The organism is Mesobacillus jeotgali, from assembly GCF_014856545.2.
GTDB lineage: Bacteria > Bacillota > Bacilli > Bacillales > Cytobacillaceae > Mesobacillus.
Genome location: NZ_CP109811.1, coordinates 3,012,753 through 3,031,068, shown reverse-complemented (window position 1 = coordinate 3,031,068; position 18,316 = coordinate 3,012,753). Strand labels below are relative to the sequence as shown.

Below are 18,316 nucleotides of genomic sequence, written 5' to 3'. Positions count from 1 at the left end.
CACTGCAAACTATCGTTTGGGAGGGATTTATTTATGTCAATGGCATATGAAGAATATATGAGACAAATGGTAAAGCCAATGCGTGAGGAATTAACTCGTGCGGATTTCAAAGAACTGCTTACCGCTGCGGAAGTTGAGGAATTCATGGAAAATGCAGAAGGAACAACACTGGTCGTAGTGAATTCCGTTTGTGGTTGTGCTGCGGGTCTTGCCCGTCCGTCTGCAACTCAAGCACTCTTGCGAAGTGAGAAGAAACCTGACCATCTTGTGACTGTTTTTGCTGGCCAGGACAAAGAAGCAACTGCCAAAATGCGTGAGTATTTCACAGGCCTAGAGCCATCTTCACCATCAATGGCATTGTTGAAAGGAAAAGAAGTTGTTCACTTCATTCCTCGCCATGATATCGAAGGTCAGCCGATGGAAGCGATCATGGATAACTTAACTTCTGCTTTTGATGCCCATTGCTAGGCTGTATTATTTTAAAAAACAAGAGTAATCTTTAAGGGACAATACTGTGAGAGTATACCAAAACTTCATTGCTCAAAAAGTTCGAAAAGGATGTCGATTGACGTCCTTTTTGTTTGTATGCAAATAGGTGTAAGGGGGGGGGAGAGCGTGTTTGTGACAACAGCAGGCAGGACAAATGAGAGTATGACCGCGAAAGCAAGAGCTATAGCCCTGGAGCTTAATGTGGATTTCATCCCGAGGAGAAAAAGGTCAGTGTCAGGTATCCAGGAAATCGTGAAGGATGATTGCCTGGTAGTTGGCAAAGAGCGTCTTGAGCTTTTCCCGCTTGGAGCTGCGGAGCCTTTCTTTTTCCACCCGAATTCCGCTATGTTCCGAATCAAACGATTAATGAAAGGGGAAAGTGATCCCCTCATAGACGCAGCTAAGTTGCGGGAAGGGATGAGTGTTCTTGACTGTTCGCTTGGTCTTGGGTCCGATAGTATCGTTGCGAGCTTTGTGGTAGGTGAGTCAGGATCTGTCACAGGAATTGAAGCAAGACAAGAGCTCGCATATTTGGTTAAAACCGGACTCAAAGCATGGGAATCAGGATATGAAGCCATCAATAAGTCGATGGCCAAAATAACAGTCATTCAAGGTTATTCACTGGAGTTCCTCAAGTTGCAGGAAGACAAAAGCGTAGATTGTGTATATTTTGACCCAATGTTCGATGAGTCGATATTAGAGTCAGATGGAATCAGGGGCCTGACTCATTTCGCTGTTTACGATGGGCTTACACAAGAAGTCATTGATCATGCGATACGTGTTGCCAGGAAGCGAGTAGTTCTGAAAGACCATTTCCGAAGCGGGCGATTTGATGAGTTTGGCTTTGATGTTTACAGAAGAAAAACAGCAAAATTCCATTTCGGAGTAATAGAAAAAGAATGAGGATACACCTCATTCTTTTTGTATGTAACGAACTTCCACCCATTATTGAATGGTCAGAAGCCAATATCTCTTCATGACGGAAAATAAAGCAATGCCATCCACCGCATTTCAATTAAGACTTAATCTGCAATTGCCAAATAGACAAAATAAGCAAGCGTAATTAGACTGACTGCAACAGCGACCCACTCCATATTATAACCTCCCTTTTCACTTCAATGATGAAGCCTCTACTATTTCCTTATTACCATTTTTGAAAAATCTGAAACCCTTTGCCCAATTTTACGTATAAACAAGTTATAATATTCTTAAGCGAATTTTTTATATTATCACCAATTCAGGTGATTTCTACTCATAACTATTTTAAACAGATTGCTATTTTAAAAGTTAATGATTATTTACTTACATAAGGATGTGATCCACATGCCCGCATGGCTGCGCAAATCGCTCGTTGTCATGATCTCCATCGTCACTTTTGGGATGGTGTCTCCTGCCCAGGTGAATGGGTTCCTGACAACTACAGCTGAAAGATCAGAAAAATCAACCTCTGCCGAAACCAGTTTCATTGACTCGCTCGATGTACCCGTAGATGAGGAAGCGGAGAGGGACTTGTTCATTGACAGAGCAATGAGAGAAGCCGAACAACAATCTTTCCAGAAGTTCGGTAAGAAAATTGGTCCAGTGATTGAAGATGAATTCAGGCAAAGTATTTTGCCAAACATTGAAACGGCGATTGAAATGGTAGCTTTGCAGTATCCTGGTGAAAAACTGAATTCTCTTCGGATCACGGAGATGCCTGGCGGCGGTGAGTCGGAAAAAATATTCCATATACTCGGAGACAATGGCAAAGACATTATCCGTTTCCACGTAAGGCGAGACCAGCCGCCGAAGGATGGTTTCTGGTTTAATTTTCATTACCATACTTATCATGATAACTTCCAGACCCATTATGAGCTTGGAAAAATCTTTTGGGCAAAAAATACTCCGCCTAAATGGAAAAGCTGAAGATAACAATTGAAGGACTCCATCTCCGGAAAGAATCTGTGTGGATCAATAAAAAATGTAAATCTCATTTATTTTGGCTAATTTAGGACTGAAATTAAGAAAAACGAAATAAGTTTTTATAGAGGCCCGGCTAATGCTGGGTTTTTCTATACAGCCTAAGAACCAAAAAATGGGAGGAACATCTAGAATGGCAGACATACTGCAAGGGTTTGTAGATACTTATGTCCAGTTTTTCAATTGGGATATGTGGGTCGAGGTTTTAACGGACCCTGTCAGCTGGGGGCTGATCGGGACACTCGTCATCCTTGAAGGGCTTTTATCTGCTGATAACGCCTTAGTGCTGGCTGTGATGGTGAAACACTTGCCAGAGAAACAGAGAAAAAGAGCTTTATTCTATGGACTGCTTGGCGCATATGCGTTCAGGTTCATCGCGATTGGGATAGGTGTATATCTAATCGAGTTCTGGTGGGTTAAAGTTATGGGCGCTGGTTATCTGGCCTGGCTGGCAATCAAATACTTTATTGAGAAGAAAAAAAGTGTGGATCAGGATAGCGGGGAAGTAGCTGGAATCAATCAGAGCGGCTTGCTGATACGGTTGTTTGGTACATTTTGGGGTACGGTTGCCGCAGTGGAATTAATGGATATTGCATTCTCTGTGGATAGCGTTCTTGCAGCATTGGGTATCAGTGAGGAAGTGTGGGTATTGCTTCTTGGCGGTATGCTGGGTGTTTTGATGATGAGAGGAGTTGCGGGAGTATTCCTTAGGTTGATTGAGCGGATTCCAGAACTGGAGACGACTGCCTATATCCTGATTTTTATCATTTCAGCAAAAATGCTGGCTGGAGTTTTTGGAATCCATATAGAACATGCCTATTTCTTCATCCTGCTGCTGATCACTTTTACAGGAACATTTGTCGTCCACTTCCTGAATAAGAAAAAGGCCGAAGTAAATGAACAGCAAAAGAATGTCCAATAATGGAACAAGGAACGGATGCAAATCTGTTCCTTTTTTCGTTTTATATTAGAAAACAATCGAACTATGAAGCCTACTTTTCGTGATTCTCAGAAATCTCTTTTGCTGTCCTCCTGACAAATAAGAATATACAGGAAAATGATACATATATGAGTAAATAGATACCTGAGAAGTGGAGTAAGGGGGAGGCTGCTGGCATGATTAAAAGGGTGAAAATAAGTGAATAAAATAATAAGTCGAACAAAACGAGACCACCTGAGCTCATAGCCTGGCTGACCTTCCTTAATTCGAGCTGTAAATCTTCAACAGGCTCTCTTTTATAAATAAAGCGCATATGAGTTCACCTTCCAGATCTAAGTATTCATCTATATGCGTGGACAGGAATAAAGGTGAAATACAGGAATTAGAAACTTTCTTGAAACTTTTGATAAGCTCGTCCGTATTCTGCTATTAAAAGCTTAAAAGACGTTTTGTTATTTCTGTTATAATATTCCAATATGAATTGTTCATTTTAGTCTATCGTCTTCAGCGGGAAGTGATTCTATGTATTCACATGTGAACCAAATTATAATTCATCCATTGCCTGTTACATATGACAACTGGCTGGACCTGATCAATACTCCTGCAAGTGAGCGGCCATTTTACAAAAAAGACGGTGCCTTCACACATATCGGCCAGGTCACTGCCAATTTCATCGGCATTCCTCATGATGAAGATGAGTATTATAACCAATTGTATGACTATGTTCACTCGAACAAGCTGATTTTGTTAAACGACTCATCACTAAATCATTCACTGGATCACTTCCGATTAAAATCAATCGAAAAAATAAGCAAATTTAATGGAGAACAAACTCTATCTATAAAACGCTTTGTGGCGCTCATGGACCAAGAAAATTTACTGCCATCCTTTGATAACTTCCTGATCAATAGACAAATAAGGGATGCTGCTGTTAAAATGACCGAACTGTATTTAAGAACTGAAAAAGGCGGACTCGAGAGCCAGGAGTTCATTTCAATTCTAAACGATGTCATAGCATGGCTCTTTTACAATTTGAATCAACATCTAAAGAAAGCAAATCCTGATGGTGATATGCCTGCATTCCTCTGGTATGGAAACTACAGGAAAAGCCATCAGTACCTGTTATACTTTTTAATACAACTTGGGTGCGATCTGGTTACTTTCACACCGGCTGGAAATGATGTATTAGCGATCTCCGGGCCGGATAAGCTGAAAGCCTTTGTCCATATTTTCCCGGAGACAAGTATTCCAAAGCCGTTGCCAATGAAAAAGGGTAAGCAAACCTCGACGGTAGCATACCGGGCATCAAAGGATATTGAGAAACTCCTAAACTATGATGGAACGATTTTTTATAAACCATGGCAGTTAAGAGAGTACGTACCAAATGCTGTTACCCTGAAGACAACGTATGACGAATTGTTTTTAGTTGCCAGGGAAAAGGCGATGATTAGGCCATATTTTGAAGTGGAGAACAGAAATGTTAAGATTCCTGCCTTGTTTGCAAAAATTAATGGTGTCTCAAGTAATCGCCGTGAATATTGGAATCACCTTCATGGGTTGATTTTGCAGGAAAATACCTATCTCGTTAAAAGCCTTCCATTTTCAAAGGGTGCAAACAGTGACTTCCGATTCCATTATCATAAATCCCTGGACAATGACGGACTGCTTAATCCGGAAAAGATGACAGGGTCCCGTTACTGGAAGTACAGTCACCTGCCTTCTGGTCTTCAAGAAAGTCTTGCTTCTGCAATCAGGAATATATGTGCAAAGCCTAATCTGAAGCCGCGGAATAGTGAGAAAGAGGATGATGTCAAGATCTATTTGTTTAATCAGTCAATGCAGATACCGCCATTCATTTTGAAAATGCTGCAGAAATACGACTACTCCCAAAATGTGCCTAAGCTGATTATTTTCAATAACCAACTCAACGGATCGCTGACCAGGCCAGATGCTGCGCTCCTGCTGCTATTAAATCAATTTGGTATTGATTTAGTGGTTTATAACCCGGCTGGTCACAGTGATATAGAAAAATACATCGACAATAGCGTATTTGTATCCCACTGGCTTGAGGATGTTGTTTTCGAACTAGAGTTAAAGGAACCTTCCGCTATAAAAAAAGTAATCTTTCAAGGCATTTTAAAAATCCTAAGGAGAGATTAAGCTGATGAATCCTATTCACAACCGGAATGTGAGCCCGTTAATGGACAATTCGAGGGAAATGTTGAGTGAAGAAGCGGTTAACGATATACAGTTGGCAATGAGAAATGAACCTGAGGTGCAGCAGCTGGCACGGAGCATTGATGAACATGATATCATCCGAATTCTTGAATACGGGAAGGAGCCAGCAGTTGAGATTTCCCGTCTTTCGGATCAAATCATTGCTGTGATGCGGACGTATAATGTAAAGGGATTTGGGCAATTACATACGCAGCTGGGCAGGGTTATGGATCGTTTTGACAAAAAAGATTTTGAAAAAAACTCTGGAGGACTGATCAGCAAGCTATTCAAGAAACGGGAAAAGATGCTTGATAGGCTATATAGCAAATACCAGTCGATAGGGATAGAAATGGAACAGGTATATGTGAAAATTTCTGAATATCAAAATGAGATGGCTGAAACAGCGACTATGCTAGAACAGTTGTATGAACAGAACATCCAATATTACCTGCTGCTTGAAAAATTTGTGGTGGCTGGAGAGATGAAGCTGAATGAATTGAAAACAAACAAGCTTCCAAAGCTTGAACAAAATGCTTTGAATGGTAATCAAATAGATTCGATGGAACTTGATTACTTGCGCAATGCGATAGAGCTCCTGGAACATAGAATATTAGACCTTGGAATGGCAAAAATCGTCGCTTTGCAGACTGCACCACAAATAAGGCTGCTTCAAAGAGGGAATGCAAAGCTCATTGGCAAAATCAATTCGACATTTATAACTACTATTCCAATTTTTAAAAACGGGTTGATTCGGGCGGTAGCAGCAAAAAAGCAAAAACTAGCGGCTGAATCAATGAAAGAGCTCGATCGGCGCACGAATGAACTGATGGTCCAGAAAGTCCGGAACATGGCGGGTCAAAGTATTGAGGCTGCCTGTTTATCGGGTTGCCCTGAGATCAAGATTGAGACGATACAGGAATGCTTCAACATTATCCTAAAGGGAATGCAGGAAGCAAAGATAATCGAAGAAGAAAATAAGCGCCTTCGTGAAGAAGGGGAACAGCGTTTAAAAGAGCTGCAGAAAAACTTTCATAATAGTAAGCAGAAGTAATTGCTTCATAATCTGAATGACTCATCCGAATTGTTTTGGGTGAGTTTTTTTTGTTTGCTAATCATCACGAAAATCGACAGTACCTTCCTGAAATTCTCAGCCAGCAGGCAAGCGATCATATGTTATAATTTTAGTAGATTACTATAGGTAAAATTCCTCGAAAAAATCAACTACTCAACCCAATTTACACCTTCAGAAAAACACTTTAGGAAAGGGGATAATAAATGCGAAAGGTCTATCAAATATTCGTTGTTATCATACTTTCCTTCACAATGCTCGGCAGCTCCAATGCTAATATGGACGGCATTTTTCTATATGAATACCCTAAACAATCCGTGCTCTATGAATCACTCCATCCTGATGATGCAAGGATTGCTGGCAGATTGATCGTTTTACCGGAAAAGGACTTTGATCAGGTAGAAGCGGCTATGATCATAAAAAGACTTACGACCCTCCCGGAAAGCATGATTCAAAAAGCTGTAGACACCAATATTAAAGTGAAATTATTTGAAGGCAGTTTGACAGATAATCCAACTGCCAGCCATTTGAAGGGGATTGTCCCGCGAGGATATACAACTGAAAAGACATGGGATCAGGTACCGGGGATTGGCGGGTCAAGGACCGTGCTTGTGAAAATTGGCAGCAGTGAAAAGGGAAAGGGCCACGGTTCTGTCAATCTTGAACTGCATGAATTCGCGCATTCACTTGACCGGCATGTTTATGACGGAATCAGGCACGAGCAAAGGTTCCAGGAAATCTGGAAGCGTGAAAGCCGGCTGCTTTTCCCGGGCCGTGCCTATTTCCTTGATTACCCTGAGGAATACTTTGCTGAAAGCTTTGCAATGTTCTATATTGGCGGATTGCCGGCAAAACTCCTAAAAGAGGCCGCACCGCAAACCTATCAATATATTGAAGGCCTCAAGTAGGCCTTTTCCTATTTTATTGCATTTCGGCAGGAAATATGGGATCACACAGCAAAGTAATAAGAGAATTCAAAATAAGGATATATCCTTCCACCATTGTTGATTAATTTGCTAAAATAAGAAAAAGAAATTGAACGCTTTGAAGGGCAGGGAGATTCATGAAACAATATCTAGAACTTTGCGAACATGTATTGAAGACTGGGGTAGAAAAAGAAGACCGTACAGGGACTGGCACCATCAGTACGTTCGGTTATCAAATGCGCTTTAACCTCCAGGAGGGATTTCCGCTGCTGACCACAAAAAAACTCCACTTGAGATCAATCATCCACGAACTTTTATGGTTCCTGAATGGAGATACAAACGTGAAATACCTTCAGGAAAATGGGGTGCGGATATGGAATGAATGGGCGGATGAAAAAGGGGAGCTTGGCCCGGTCTATGGCAGCCAGTGGCGATCATGGACAGGTGCAGACGGAAAAACGGTCGATCAAATTTCAGAATTGATCCATACCATTAAAACCAACCCTGATTCGAGAAGGATGATTGTCAATGCCTGGAATGTGGCGGAAATTGATAATATGGCCCTTCCGCCTTGTCATTGCATGTTTCAGTTTTACGTCGCTGATGGCAAGCTTTCCTGCCAGCTGTACCAGAGGTCGGCAGATGTATTCCTTGGCGTGCCATTCAACATCGCATCCTATGCCTTGCTGACATTGATGGTCGCTCATGTCTGTGACCTTGAGCCTGGCGAGTTCGTCCATACTTTTGGGGATACTCATATTTACATGAACCACTTAGAGCAGGTTAAACTGCAGCTAACACGGGATCCCAAGCCGTTGCCGCAGATAAAAATCAACCCTGAAGTCAAGTCAATATTTGATTTTAAATATGAAGACTTCGAGCTGGTCAATTATGAGGCACATCCACATATCAAAGGGGTTGTCAGTGTATGATATCGCTAATTTGGGCAATGGATGAAAATCGGGTCATCGGTTACCATAACCAGCTGCCGTGGAGGCTCCCGGAAGACTTGAAGTTCTTCAAGCGTGTAACGATGGGGCACCCAATCATGATGGGAAGAAAAACGTTCGAGTCGATCGGCAAGCCACTTCCTGGGAGAGAAAATATCATCATAACCCGTGATGAAAGCTACCAGAAGGATGGCTGCACAGTCATGAACTCCATCGAAGATTTCATGGCTTATGCAAAGGGAAAAGAAGAAGAGATTTTCATCATTGGCGGCGCAGAGATTTTTAAGGAAGTTTTGCCAGATGCGGACAAGCTGTACTTAACCATGATCCATCATCAGTTTGAAGGAGACACCTTTTTTCCGGTTTTTGACATTGAAAAGTGGGAACTAGAATCAAGGGAAAACGGACCGAAAGATGAAAAAAACCCCTACGATTATGAGTTTTTGATTTATAAGCGGAAGTAATAGTAGAATCACTTTAATGGGTGTTCAATTAGTTGGAAGAGGCATAGTTTAATATGAACTCTTTCACCCCCCTCATTGTTAGATTACACATTTACTCCAGAACCCTGTTGATTGGAGTGGAAGGCGTGAAGACTCCTCCGAAAATGCTAACGCATTTCCATCGTGCGTGGGCAGGTTCGTGGAAGCTCAATCAATGTCCTGCGGGATCAGGCTGGACAGGTGAGACCCCACAGACGACACAGGCGGCGAGGAGGCTCACCGCCAGCCCCGCGGAAAGCGAAGCGCCTGGAACGGAAATCAACAGACTTATTTATAAAACTAACTAAAAAAATAATTTAAAAAATGATATTGAGCTACTGTCTGTGCAGTCCTTTTTAGGACTGCTTTTTCTATACAATTTTCCGATAAATATAGTCTCTTCATATCAAATCCAGTATAATGACAACAGAATAACCTTAGGAGGAAACAATGCTTCGTTTAATTGCGTGTTTTTTGTATATGGGTGGTTATCTTGTTTACACCATACCCAGGCTTTCACGATTAAAGAGACTGCCGGAAGATTTGAAACCAGAAATTAAAAAGCACCTGATTCATCAGACGCCAAAAAAGTGGTCTAAAACATTCATGGCACTTACAGGGTCACAGGTGGAGGTAATTGGACTTCATCATATACCTGAAGGTCCAGTGTTATTTGCCAGTAACCATGAAGGCAACTTCGACATACCCGTTCTAATTGGGTCCATTGAAAAACCTTTTGGCTTCATTTCGAAAATTGAAGTGAAGAAGGTTCCGGTTTTATCTTCCTGGATGGAAGCGATTGAATGTGTCTTTATTGACAGAAAAAATCGCGAAAAAGCGGCTGGCTCCATAATGTCAGGGGTGGAGCTGTTGAAGAAAGGGAATTCATTGGTGATTTTTCCGGAAGGAACGAGAAGCAAGGGTGGCCCTGTAGGTCTTTTTAGAGCAGGAGGCTTCCGTCTCGCCAAAGATTCCGGGGTTCCAATCGTGCCGATCTCAATCCAGGGTACTGCTGATGTATTTGAAAAAAACGGCCGCCTTGTCAAACCTGCAAAAATAAAAGTAATTATAAGTCCTCCGGTATATAGCCGGCAATATAAGGATAAAGAGCTGGTTTCTCTTGCTGAAGAAATAAGGGATATAATCATCCAATCCCGTGATGCAAAACGGATTGCCTCATAATCAGTTTTTACATGTCAACAGCCCCTGCTTTTTTCGCAGGGGCTGTTCTTTTTTTTGAAAATGGCTGGATGATGTTATGGAGTTCTTATTCGAATTGTGCCAGGCTTTTCATCATTTGGGTGAATTCTGCTGGTATGCAGAAATCATCTGGTTTAAAGTTGTCGCGAATCCACTTTACCATTTCAGGCGGACTGTTGAAGTACTCTCCGCTTGTATCACTTTTGCGAATCATGTAGCGGCCGTTGTCCTCATCAAGTGTTACCTCTACCGGTAAAGCTCCGTCATAACTGTTTAATGAAAATTCCATTTCATTCCCTCCAGCGTATTTTCGTTATTATATGTTATTTTACTACCATTTTATTCAACATGAAAGCCTAAAATTTTAAATATTTAAAAAATTCAATACATAGTGAAATTTCATGTTATAATGGAAAAATTAATATTTTGCAAAGTGAGGGTGACAAAATGGAACAAGAAACAGTGAAGAAAAAATGGGTCAGTGTAGAGGATATCCTTATTGCTTATCGGCATCTTAAAGAGGTTGTTGCCCACACTCCATTGCAATTGAACCAGCGATTATCTGAAAAATATGAAGCTGATATTTATTTGAAGCGTGAGGATTTGCAGCATGTCCGCTCTTTCAAGTTGAGGGGCGCTTATTATTCAATGAAGTTATTATGGGAAGAAGGGCTTGATAATGGTGTGGTTTGCGCGAGTGCCGGCAATCATGCTCAAGGTGTAGCATATGCTTGCCGGCAGCTTGGGGTGAACGGAAAAATTTTCATGCCGGCGACAACGCCTGGCCAAAAAGTCAGCCAGGTCGAAATGTTCGGGCGAGAGTACGTCGACATCATCCTGGTCGGTGATACCTTCGATGATTCTTACCGGGAGGCGCGGGAATGTGCAGAACAAGAAGGAAGGGAATTCATCCACCCTTTCGATGATGACAAAGTGATCGCTGGACAGGGAACTGTTGCTGTAGAGATTCTGAATGATTGTCAGGAGTCTGTTGATTTTATTTTTGCCAGTATTGGTGGCGGAGGTTTGATGGCAGGGTTGAGTACATATATAAAGAGCGTATCACCGACGACAACCCTAGTGGGAGTCGAGCCAAGCGGTGCAGCATCAATGAGTGCTGCTTTTGAAGAAAATAGTGTTATTCCCCTAAAAGAAATCGATACATTCGTAGATGGTGCTGCTGTAAAATGTGTAGGCAGCAAGACATATGAAATCTGCAGAGAAAATGTCGATAGACTTGTTGCAGTTCCTGAAGGGAAGGTATGTACATCTATCCTGGAGCTATATAATGAGCATGCAATTGTGACTGAGCCGGCAGGAGCTTTGCCTATTGCAGCACTGGATCTTCTAAGGGATGAGATAAAAGGGAAGTCAGTGGTATGTGTCATAAGCGGAGGAAACAATGATATCAGCAGGATGCAGGAGATTAAAGAAAGGTCTCTTCTCCATGAGGGTCTGCTGCATTACTTTATTGTCAATTTTCCACAGCGTGCAGGAGCGCTGCGCGAATTCCTCGATGATGTACTGGGACCTGGGGATGACATCACAAGGTTTGAGTATACAAAGAAAAACAATAAGGAAAGCGGGCCAGCACTTGTCGGAATCGAATTGAAGAATAAGAATGAATATCAAAGACTGATCGCCAGCATGGAGAACAAAGGCTTTGCCTTTATGGAATTGAACAAGGATAATCAGCTGTTTAATTTACTGGTATAATATTTATAATAGATAATTAAGGTTAGATGTTATAAAATAAGAAATGTCACACTTCGTCAGATTACGGAGTCCTTTGTGAATTTCTTATGAACTTTCACGGCATTCCTCCACTTTGGGGAGTAAAAGTACTATAATCATAGTAGATTTACAATATGAAAAAGGAGATGTTGATATGTTATCTAACATCGGAGTTCCTGGATTAATCTTAATCCTTGTCTTAGCCCTCATTATTTTTGGACCTAAAAAGCTTCCAGAGATCGGCCGTGCATTTGGCCAGACGCTTCGCGAATTCAAGAAGTCAACTCGTGAATTGACAAGTGACGTTATGGAAGAATTTGAAGAAGAAAAGAAAGAAATTACGAAAGCTACTAAATAAGGTGTAAGATGCTTTTGTCTTACGCCTTTTTTCTTAAAAAGGTTTGTAAATGACAGGCTTTATTCAAGAAGTGCACCAAACGGAATTGGCAGGGGATTGTTATATGGAAGATAAAGAATTAAATCTGGTGGATCATCTCGATGAGCTGCGGAACAGACTGATCATTTCTGCAGTAGCATTTATTATTTTCTTTGGCTTAGGATTTTTCTATGTTAAAGATATATATAACTTTTTTGTCCGCGATTTGGACGTAAAGTTAATCGTCTTAGGTCCAAGTGACATCGTATGGATTTACTTCATGCTTGCCACCATCATCGCGATAGCTGGTACGATTCCTGTATTGGCCACACAGATTTGGCTTTTTGTCAAACCAGCGCTCAGGCCGATTGAACGGAAAATATCACTTTCTTATATCCCGGCTTTATTCTTGCTATTCATCGTTGGCCTTGCTTTTGGCTACTTTGTTATTTTTCCTACAGTATTGAACTTCCTTGTAGAACTTAGCGGGGATATGCTTGTAACCAACTTCACGGCGGAAAAATATTTCAAGTTCATTATGAATATGACCCTCCCATTTGGAGTGCTGTTCGAATTGCCGGTTGTCGTCATGTTCTTGACTTCCCTGGGAGTCATTAATCCTTACGTTTTAGTAAAGGTCAGAAAATATGCTTATTTCATATTGATTGTGATTTCTGTCATTATTTCACCGCCTGATTTCATGTCGGATATCCTGGTAACGATTCCGCTCCTAGTATTGTATGAAATCAGCGTAAACTTGTCCAAATTTGTTTACAAACGGAAGCTTAAAAAGGAAAAAGAGTGGCAAGAGCAATATGGTGATCTGGAAGAGGAAAGCGACGAGGAATCATCTTTGTAAAAGAATCAACAAACATTCAAACGTGTGGATTTTCCACACGTTTTTTATTTTCACAGGTTCACAAAAAAGCCTAAAAAAAATATTAATTATCCGCGTAAACAGACACATTTCGACCAGCATTTAGGGTATAATATTATCAAACGGGTATAAAAGAGGATTGATATTTTGCTATTCAAAAGCCTGGAGTTCAAAAATGTTGTTGGACAGAAGGTTAAAGTCGTGGATATTCCTGTGTTGGAAGAAGAGAGCACCTATTATTTTATGATCCAAGTCCGTTTGCAAACTTTTATAACAGCAATCTACCAGGAAAGAAACGCAAGAAAGTTTTATTCTTTTAAAGAGTATTTAAAAAGAGTTATGAAGTGGCCGGATTATGAGCAGTTATTCCAAAGTGCTGAATTGAAAAATAACGCCTGAAGATTTATTTTTGAAGCGCCTTGACAAAGGCGCTTTTGTTCTTTTTACAGGGCTTTTTCAATGTAAATAATTTTTCTTTACATCTGAGAATAGGTATAATGGTCGTAGTGCAGTGCTTTTAATAGGGATGTGAATATATGTCTAAAATTAAAATTGTAACTGATTCTACTTGTGACTTAAATAATGAACTCATCGAAAAGTGGGGGATAATTGTAGTCCCTTTATCAATTTCTATTAATGGTGAAAATTATTTAGATAGAGTGGATATCAGCCCAAAAGAATTTATGGAAAAGATGAAGGCCACTCCTGATTTGCCTAAGAGCTCGCAGCCGCCTGCCGGTGAGTTTTTGAAGGTGTATGACGAGCTGGCTGCGGATGGTTTTGAAATCATTTCGATACATATGACAGGCGGTATGAGCGGTACGGTACGTTCGGCAGAAAGTGCCGCCCAGATGACCAGAGCAAAGGTGAATGTGGTTGATTCCCGCTTTATTTCGAAAGCGTTAGCCTTTCAAGTTCTTGAGGCTGCGCAGTTGGCGGCTGCAGGTAAAACAGCTGATGAAATAGTAGCAAGACTAAATAAGATTAGAGAACAGACCCGGCTTTTTGTCGTCGTTGATACCCTTGAGAATTTGGTCAAGGGAGGGCGAATTGGCAAAGGAAGAGCAATGATCGGCTCTTTATTGAATATTAAGCCCATCGCCTCACTCGAAGGAGGAGAATATACCCCGGTCTCCAAGGCTAGAAGTCATTCGCAAGTTGTAAAATACCTTAGTAACCAGTTTGCCGCAGATACAGAGGGGAAAACCATTAAAGGGGTCGGACTAGTTCATGCAGAAGGAGAAGGACTGGCCGAGAGGATAAAGGCTGCCGTTATTGAAACTTCTGGATATGATGACTTTTCGATCGAAGAAACGACACCAATTGTAAGTACTCATACGGGTCCTGGTGCTATTGGGTTCATGTATTATTTTGAATAAAAGAATGAAGTGATAGGTCCTGAAGTTTAAAACTTCAGGACTTTTTTATGCCGTTTTCTCTGAACTTCATTGGATCCACCATGATAGCTGCCCAAAGTTATTCAAATATACAGGATAATGATTAAGTTGTGTCGAATATCTTCAACAATTCACTTTAGGATAGAACGGAATGTGACAATGAAATTATGAAACTTAATGTTAAGAACCTGCCATTATTTAAAAAAATATTGATGTTTTCATTTATGATCACCACAATCGTTGTAGTGTCGATAATGGGAACAAGTTTCTACCTGCAGTCAAAACAATTGAAAAGTCAAATGGCTGACAAGGTTGAAGGTGTCGCAGGAATTTGGTCATCTACGCTGGATCCTGAAGATATTAGAAAGGCAAATGAGTTTCGTGATGAGTCCAACCCTTCCGTCAAGCGGCTGGAAAAACTCTTGACGATGGTAGGCGACAAAAGTGCTTCATTCCTTGGGGCTTATATTATTCTGCCTGAGGAATATCCAAATCAGAAAGTTTACATCCTGTCCGCATCCGATATTTATAAAGCCTACTCTTTTGATTCTCTTATGTTCTATAATGCAGGTGAAGAGTTTATAAGTGCATATCGAAATACCCGGGAAGAGAAGAAGATATCGAGTACGGATATTTTCACCGATCAATACGGCTCCTGGATTTCATCCTTCGCTCCGATCACTGATAGCCGTGGAAATGTGGTGGCCATTCTTGGAATTGATGCAAAGGCTTCCGTTATAAAAGAAAATCAACTGGAAATCCTTCTGCTGTTATTAGTGGAGATGGCTGTCATTTTGGCAATAGTATATGTAATCCTGAATTGGGGCCTGAAGAAGGTCATGAAACCAGTTGATGACTTGTTCTTTGGCATTAAGGAAATCAGTTCCGGCAATTTCACCGTCAAGCTGCCTGTTCATGATCAATCAGAGTTAAGTTTATTAAGTGAGAAGTTCAATGATATGGCTTCCCAGCTCTCCCAATTATTCGAGAGGGTTTCAGCAGCATCAAAGCAATTGGGCCAAACATCCCTAGAGGATAAGGAATCGCTTTTGTTGGAGGAAGCGATTAACACAATGGAAGATATATTTGAACGCACAAAGCTTCAGCAGGAGCTCCAGCGGGCTGAGAAAATGAACGCGATCGGCCAACTGGCTGCTTCTGTAGCTCATGAAATCAGGAATCCTATGACTGTCGTGAAAGGATTTTTGCAAATCTTCCTTTCAAAAGATATGTCTGAGGAAGACCATATGTATTTAAAACTTATGATTGACGAATTGAACAGGGCGGAAACAATCATAAATGACTATTTGAGTCTGGCAAAACCCGATGTTGGGAAGCTTGAAATCATTGAGGGCAGTGAAATGACGGAGCAGGTAATGGATTTGATGAGTTCTTACGCAATGATGTCCAAAAACATTTCCTTGCATACTGAAATTAAGGATCACGTAAAAATCAGGGGCAATAAAAGTGAATTAAAACAAGTGCTCATCAATGTCTTGAAAAATGGCATTGAGGCGATGGGGGATGGCGGAAAGCTCAGCATGACACTGGAAAAGCAAGGGGATTTCGGTGTATTTATCATTAAAGATACAGGCATTGGCATGACTGCTGAGGAGCTTTCAAGACTTGGTACGGCTTTTTACTCGTTGAAAGAACGCGGTACAGGCATGGGGTTGATGGTTTGTTACCAGATTGTTGAAAGGATGAAAGGTCAAATCAAGGTTTCAAGTAAAAAAGGAGAAGGTACCATTTTTGAGATTATGGTCCCATTATTAATGGAAAGCCCTGAGTAAAATTCAGGGCTTTTAAAATTTTGCCATTATTTTCAAAGCCCTCAATATAATTTATAAAGGAGGTTTCCGGAATATGGTGGAAAAAATGCTTTTCTTTAGTGATTTTGGGATAGATGACAATATTGCTGTATTATATGCGTTTTTTAACAAAGACATAGATTTGGTTGGTGTCGTTGCCGATTACGGTAATGTATCAAAACAAGATGCGCTGCGAAATGCCGCTTATTTACAGAAGCTGACTGGGAGAAGTGATGTTCCGGCATTTGCAGGTGCAGAATTGCCGTTGACAGGAGATCCGCCTGAATTTGTCCCAGACGTCCATGGCATTGAAGGCCTGGGACCAATCATCCCTGATATCGAGGTGGACTACACTCTGGAAAACTTCCATGGTATTCAGGAAATAATCGAACAGAACCCGGATGAGATCACTATTGTGAATGTAGGCAGGCTATCTTCACTAGCAGCAGCTTTCATTCTTTATCCTGAAACCATGAAAAAAGTTAAAGATTTTTACATTATGGGTGGGGCGTTCAACGAACCAGGAAATGTGACTCCAGTGGCTGAAGCTAATTTCTATGGAGATCCATATGCTGCAAATATTGTATTAACCCAGGCCACCCCACCTGTGAAAATTATACCGCTTGATGTTACAAGCGGAGCGATTGTGACGCCTGCCTTGATCAACGAGCTCGATGAGTACTATCAATCTATTGGGAGCGAAGTAGGAAAGCTAGTGAAGCCAATGTTTGATTATTACTATAAGTTTTATAAGCAGAGGAATCCTGAATTGACGGGAGCTCCCCTTCATGATGTTTTTACACTATGGGCTTTAGTAAAGGAGGATCATGTAGTGTACCGCGACATTCCTGTTAAAATTGTCGTGAACATAGGAGAGGCATTTGGACAGAGCATTGGGGATTTTAGAAATTCTATTGATAAAGCAGAATATCCAGTGCATAAAGTAGCTGTTAACTTTAGCTATACAGAGTTCATTAAAGATTTTTTTACAACAATGAAAAACTCGAATTTCCACAATGGCACAGGGTAAATGATGATGATTTCACACTTCTTTCATACCTTTTTCTTTCTTCTCTCATATGCGTCTGCTAGAATTGTCTATGGACATTATTCGAAAGATTGCAGGTGATGATTTTGAAAAAGGTTTATGCACTTCTTATGTTTGCAGCAGTAATCATGTTTGCTGCGGGATGTGGTGACAGCGGTCTAAAAGATGCGAAGAATTATCCTATAGAGGATTTTACTTTCACGGATCAAAATGGTGAATCATTAAGTAAGGCGGATTTGAAAGGCAAAGTCTGGGTTGCCAGCTTTATTTTCACAAACTGTGCGGATGTGTGCCCGCCAATGACGGCCAATATGGCGAAACTTCAGGATATGATGAAAGAAGAAGGGCTCGAGGATGTCGAAATTGTTTCTTTCAGTGTAGATCCTACTGTCGACAGTCCTGAGGTACTAAAAGAGTATGGCGATAAGTTCAATGTTGATTTCATGAACTGGTCTTTCCTTACAGGTTATTCACAAGAGGAAATAGAGAAATTTGCGCTTGAAAACTTCAAGACTCTTGTCAAGAAACCGGAGACGGGGGATCAGGTAATCCATGGAACTGATTTTTATCTTGTCGATCAAAACGGGGACATGAGGAAATATTATACTGGACTGAAGGAAGTACCTTTTGAACAAATAATTGAAGATATTAAAACACTCCAATAGGCCGCAGTTTGTGGCCTGTTTTATTTTGGTCAGGGAATAAGCCTATCCAGGTTGAACAAATTAAAAGAAACATTCGGCGCTGTTGGAACGTTTCATTACGAGCACAAAGATGGGTGGAAATGAGTGCGCATCTAACCCACTGGAAAGGTATTAAATGATATAATGATTATACTTTT

Annotated in this window: 19 protein-coding genes; 18 read left to right on the top strand and 1 reads right to left on the bottom strand. The window is 41.0% G+C overall.

All coding sequences use genetic code 11. From position 1 onward, the window contains the following. Window positions 1–33: 33 nt before the first annotated feature. The 10 genes from FOF60_RS15535 (at window position 34) to FOF60_RS15490 (ending at window position 10,214) form a co-directional block, all read left to right on the top strand. Window positions 34–468, top strand: a complete 435-nt coding sequence (locus FOF60_RS15535) for a BrxA/BrxB family bacilliredoxin (protein WP_192470468.1) — start codon at window positions 34–36, stop codon at window positions 466–468. 147 nt (window positions 469–615) lie between these two features. After that, window positions 616–1,392, top strand: coding sequence for a class I SAM-dependent methyltransferase (locus FOF60_RS15530; protein ID WP_192470469.1), 777 nt, complete (start codon window positions 616–618; stop codon window positions 1,390–1,392). 420 nt (window positions 1,393–1,812) lie between these two features. After that, window positions 1,813–2,394, top strand: coding sequence for a YpjP family protein (locus tag FOF60_RS15525; RefSeq protein WP_192470470.1), 582 nt, complete (start codon window positions 1,813–1,815; stop codon window positions 2,392–2,394). 187 nt (window positions 2,395–2,581) lie between these two features. After that, window positions 2,582–3,370 carry a TerC family protein gene (locus FOF60_RS15520; protein WP_192470471.1) on the top strand — a complete coding sequence of 263 codons (789 nt, stop codon included), beginning with the start codon at window positions 2,582–2,584 and terminating at the stop codon, window positions 3,368–3,370. 540 nt (window positions 3,371–3,910) lie between these two features. Next, a complete protein-coding gene (locus FOF60_RS15515; protein WP_192470472.1) occupies window positions 3,911–5,548 on the top strand; it encodes a YceG family protein in 1,638 nt (545 codons plus the stop codon). 13 nt (window positions 5,549–5,561) lie between these two features. Next, window positions 5,562–6,656, top strand: coding sequence for a toxic anion resistance protein (locus FOF60_RS15510; RefSeq protein WP_264647701.1), 1,095 nt, complete (start codon window positions 5,562–5,564; stop codon window positions 6,654–6,656). Window positions 6,657–6,880: 224 nt separating this feature from the next. Continuing rightward, window positions 6,881–7,582 (top strand): anthrax toxin lethal factor-related metalloendopeptidase, encoded by a 702-nt coding sequence (locus tag FOF60_RS15505; protein ID WP_192470474.1) that lies wholly within the window; start codon window positions 6,881–6,883, stop codon window positions 7,580–7,582. A gap of 155 nt (window positions 7,583–7,737) precedes the next feature. Then, a complete protein-coding gene (locus FOF60_RS15500; protein WP_192470475.1) occupies window positions 7,738–8,532 on the top strand; it encodes a thymidylate synthase in 795 nt (264 codons plus the stop codon). Beyond that, complete coding sequence (locus tag FOF60_RS15495; protein ID WP_192470476.1) at window positions 8,529–9,014, top strand: dihydrofolate reductase; 486 nt, start codon at window positions 8,529–8,531, stop codon at window positions 9,012–9,014. Before FOF60_RS15500 ends, FOF60_RS15495 begins: the two co-directional genes overlap by 4 nt. 468 nt (window positions 9,015–9,482) lie before the next feature. After that, window positions 9,483–10,214, top strand: coding sequence for a lysophospholipid acyltransferase family protein (locus FOF60_RS15490; protein ID WP_192470477.1), 732 nt, complete (start codon window positions 9,483–9,485; stop codon window positions 10,212–10,214). Window positions 10,215–10,299: 85 nt separating this feature from the next. Here FOF60_RS15490 and FOF60_RS15485 read toward each other — a convergent pair whose 3' ends face one another. Next, window positions 10,300–10,521, bottom strand: a complete 222-nt coding sequence (locus tag FOF60_RS15485; protein WP_192470478.1) for a hypothetical protein — start codon at window positions 10,519–10,521, stop codon at window positions 10,300–10,302. Window positions 10,522–10,679: 158 nt separating this feature from the next. Here FOF60_RS15485 and ilvA point away from each other — a divergent pair, with 158 nt between their 5' ends. The 8 genes from ilvA to FOF60_RS15445 all read left to right on the top strand — a co-directional run bounded on the left by ilvA (window position 10,680) and on the right by FOF60_RS15445 (window position 18,140). Continuing rightward, window positions 10,680–11,948 (top strand): threonine ammonia-lyase IlvA, encoded by a 1,269-nt coding sequence (gene ilvA / locus FOF60_RS15480; RefSeq protein WP_192470479.1) that lies wholly within the window; start codon window positions 10,680–10,682, stop codon window positions 11,946–11,948. A 172-nt stretch (window positions 11,949–12,120) separates the two neighbouring features. After that, window positions 12,121–12,324 carry a twin-arginine translocase TatA/TatE family subunit gene (locus FOF60_RS15475; protein WP_192470480.1) on the top strand — a complete coding sequence of 68 codons (204 nt, stop codon included), beginning with the start codon at window positions 12,121–12,123 and terminating at the stop codon, window positions 12,322–12,324. A gap of 103 nt (window positions 12,325–12,427) precedes the next feature. After that, on the top strand, window positions 12,428–13,201 hold the full coding sequence (tatC, locus tag FOF60_RS15470; protein WP_192470481.1) for a twin-arginine translocase subunit TatC: 774 nt from the start codon (window positions 12,428–12,430) through the stop codon (window positions 13,199–13,201). Window positions 13,202–13,366: 165 nt separating this feature from the next. Next, a complete protein-coding gene (locus tag FOF60_RS15465) occupies window positions 13,367–13,618 on the top strand; it encodes a DUF2535 family protein (RefSeq protein ID WP_192470482.1) in 252 nt (83 codons plus the stop codon). Between the two features lie 137 nt (window positions 13,619–13,755). Then, window positions 13,756–14,598 (top strand): DegV family protein, encoded by an 843-nt coding sequence (locus FOF60_RS15460; RefSeq protein ID WP_192470483.1) that lies wholly within the window; start codon window positions 13,756–13,758, stop codon window positions 14,596–14,598. 185 nt (window positions 14,599–14,783) lie between these two features. Next, the gene (locus FOF60_RS15455; protein WP_264647574.1) at window positions 14,784–16,409 is read left to right on the top strand and encodes an ATP-binding protein; all 1,626 of its coding nucleotides are present in this window, start codon (window positions 14,784–14,786) and stop codon (window positions 16,407–16,409) included. Between the two features lie 73 nt (window positions 16,410–16,482). Continuing rightward, window positions 16,483–17,457: a nucleoside hydrolase gene (locus FOF60_RS15450; protein WP_192470484.1), complete on the top strand. Its 975-nt coding sequence runs from the start codon at window positions 16,483–16,485 to the stop codon at window positions 17,455–17,457. Between the two features lie 98 nt (window positions 17,458–17,555). Next, window positions 17,556–18,140 (top strand): SCO family protein, encoded by a 585-nt coding sequence (locus FOF60_RS15445; protein ID WP_413632772.1) that lies wholly within the window; start codon window positions 17,556–17,558, stop codon window positions 18,138–18,140. The last annotated feature ends 176 nt before the right edge of the window (window positions 18,141–18,316 follow it).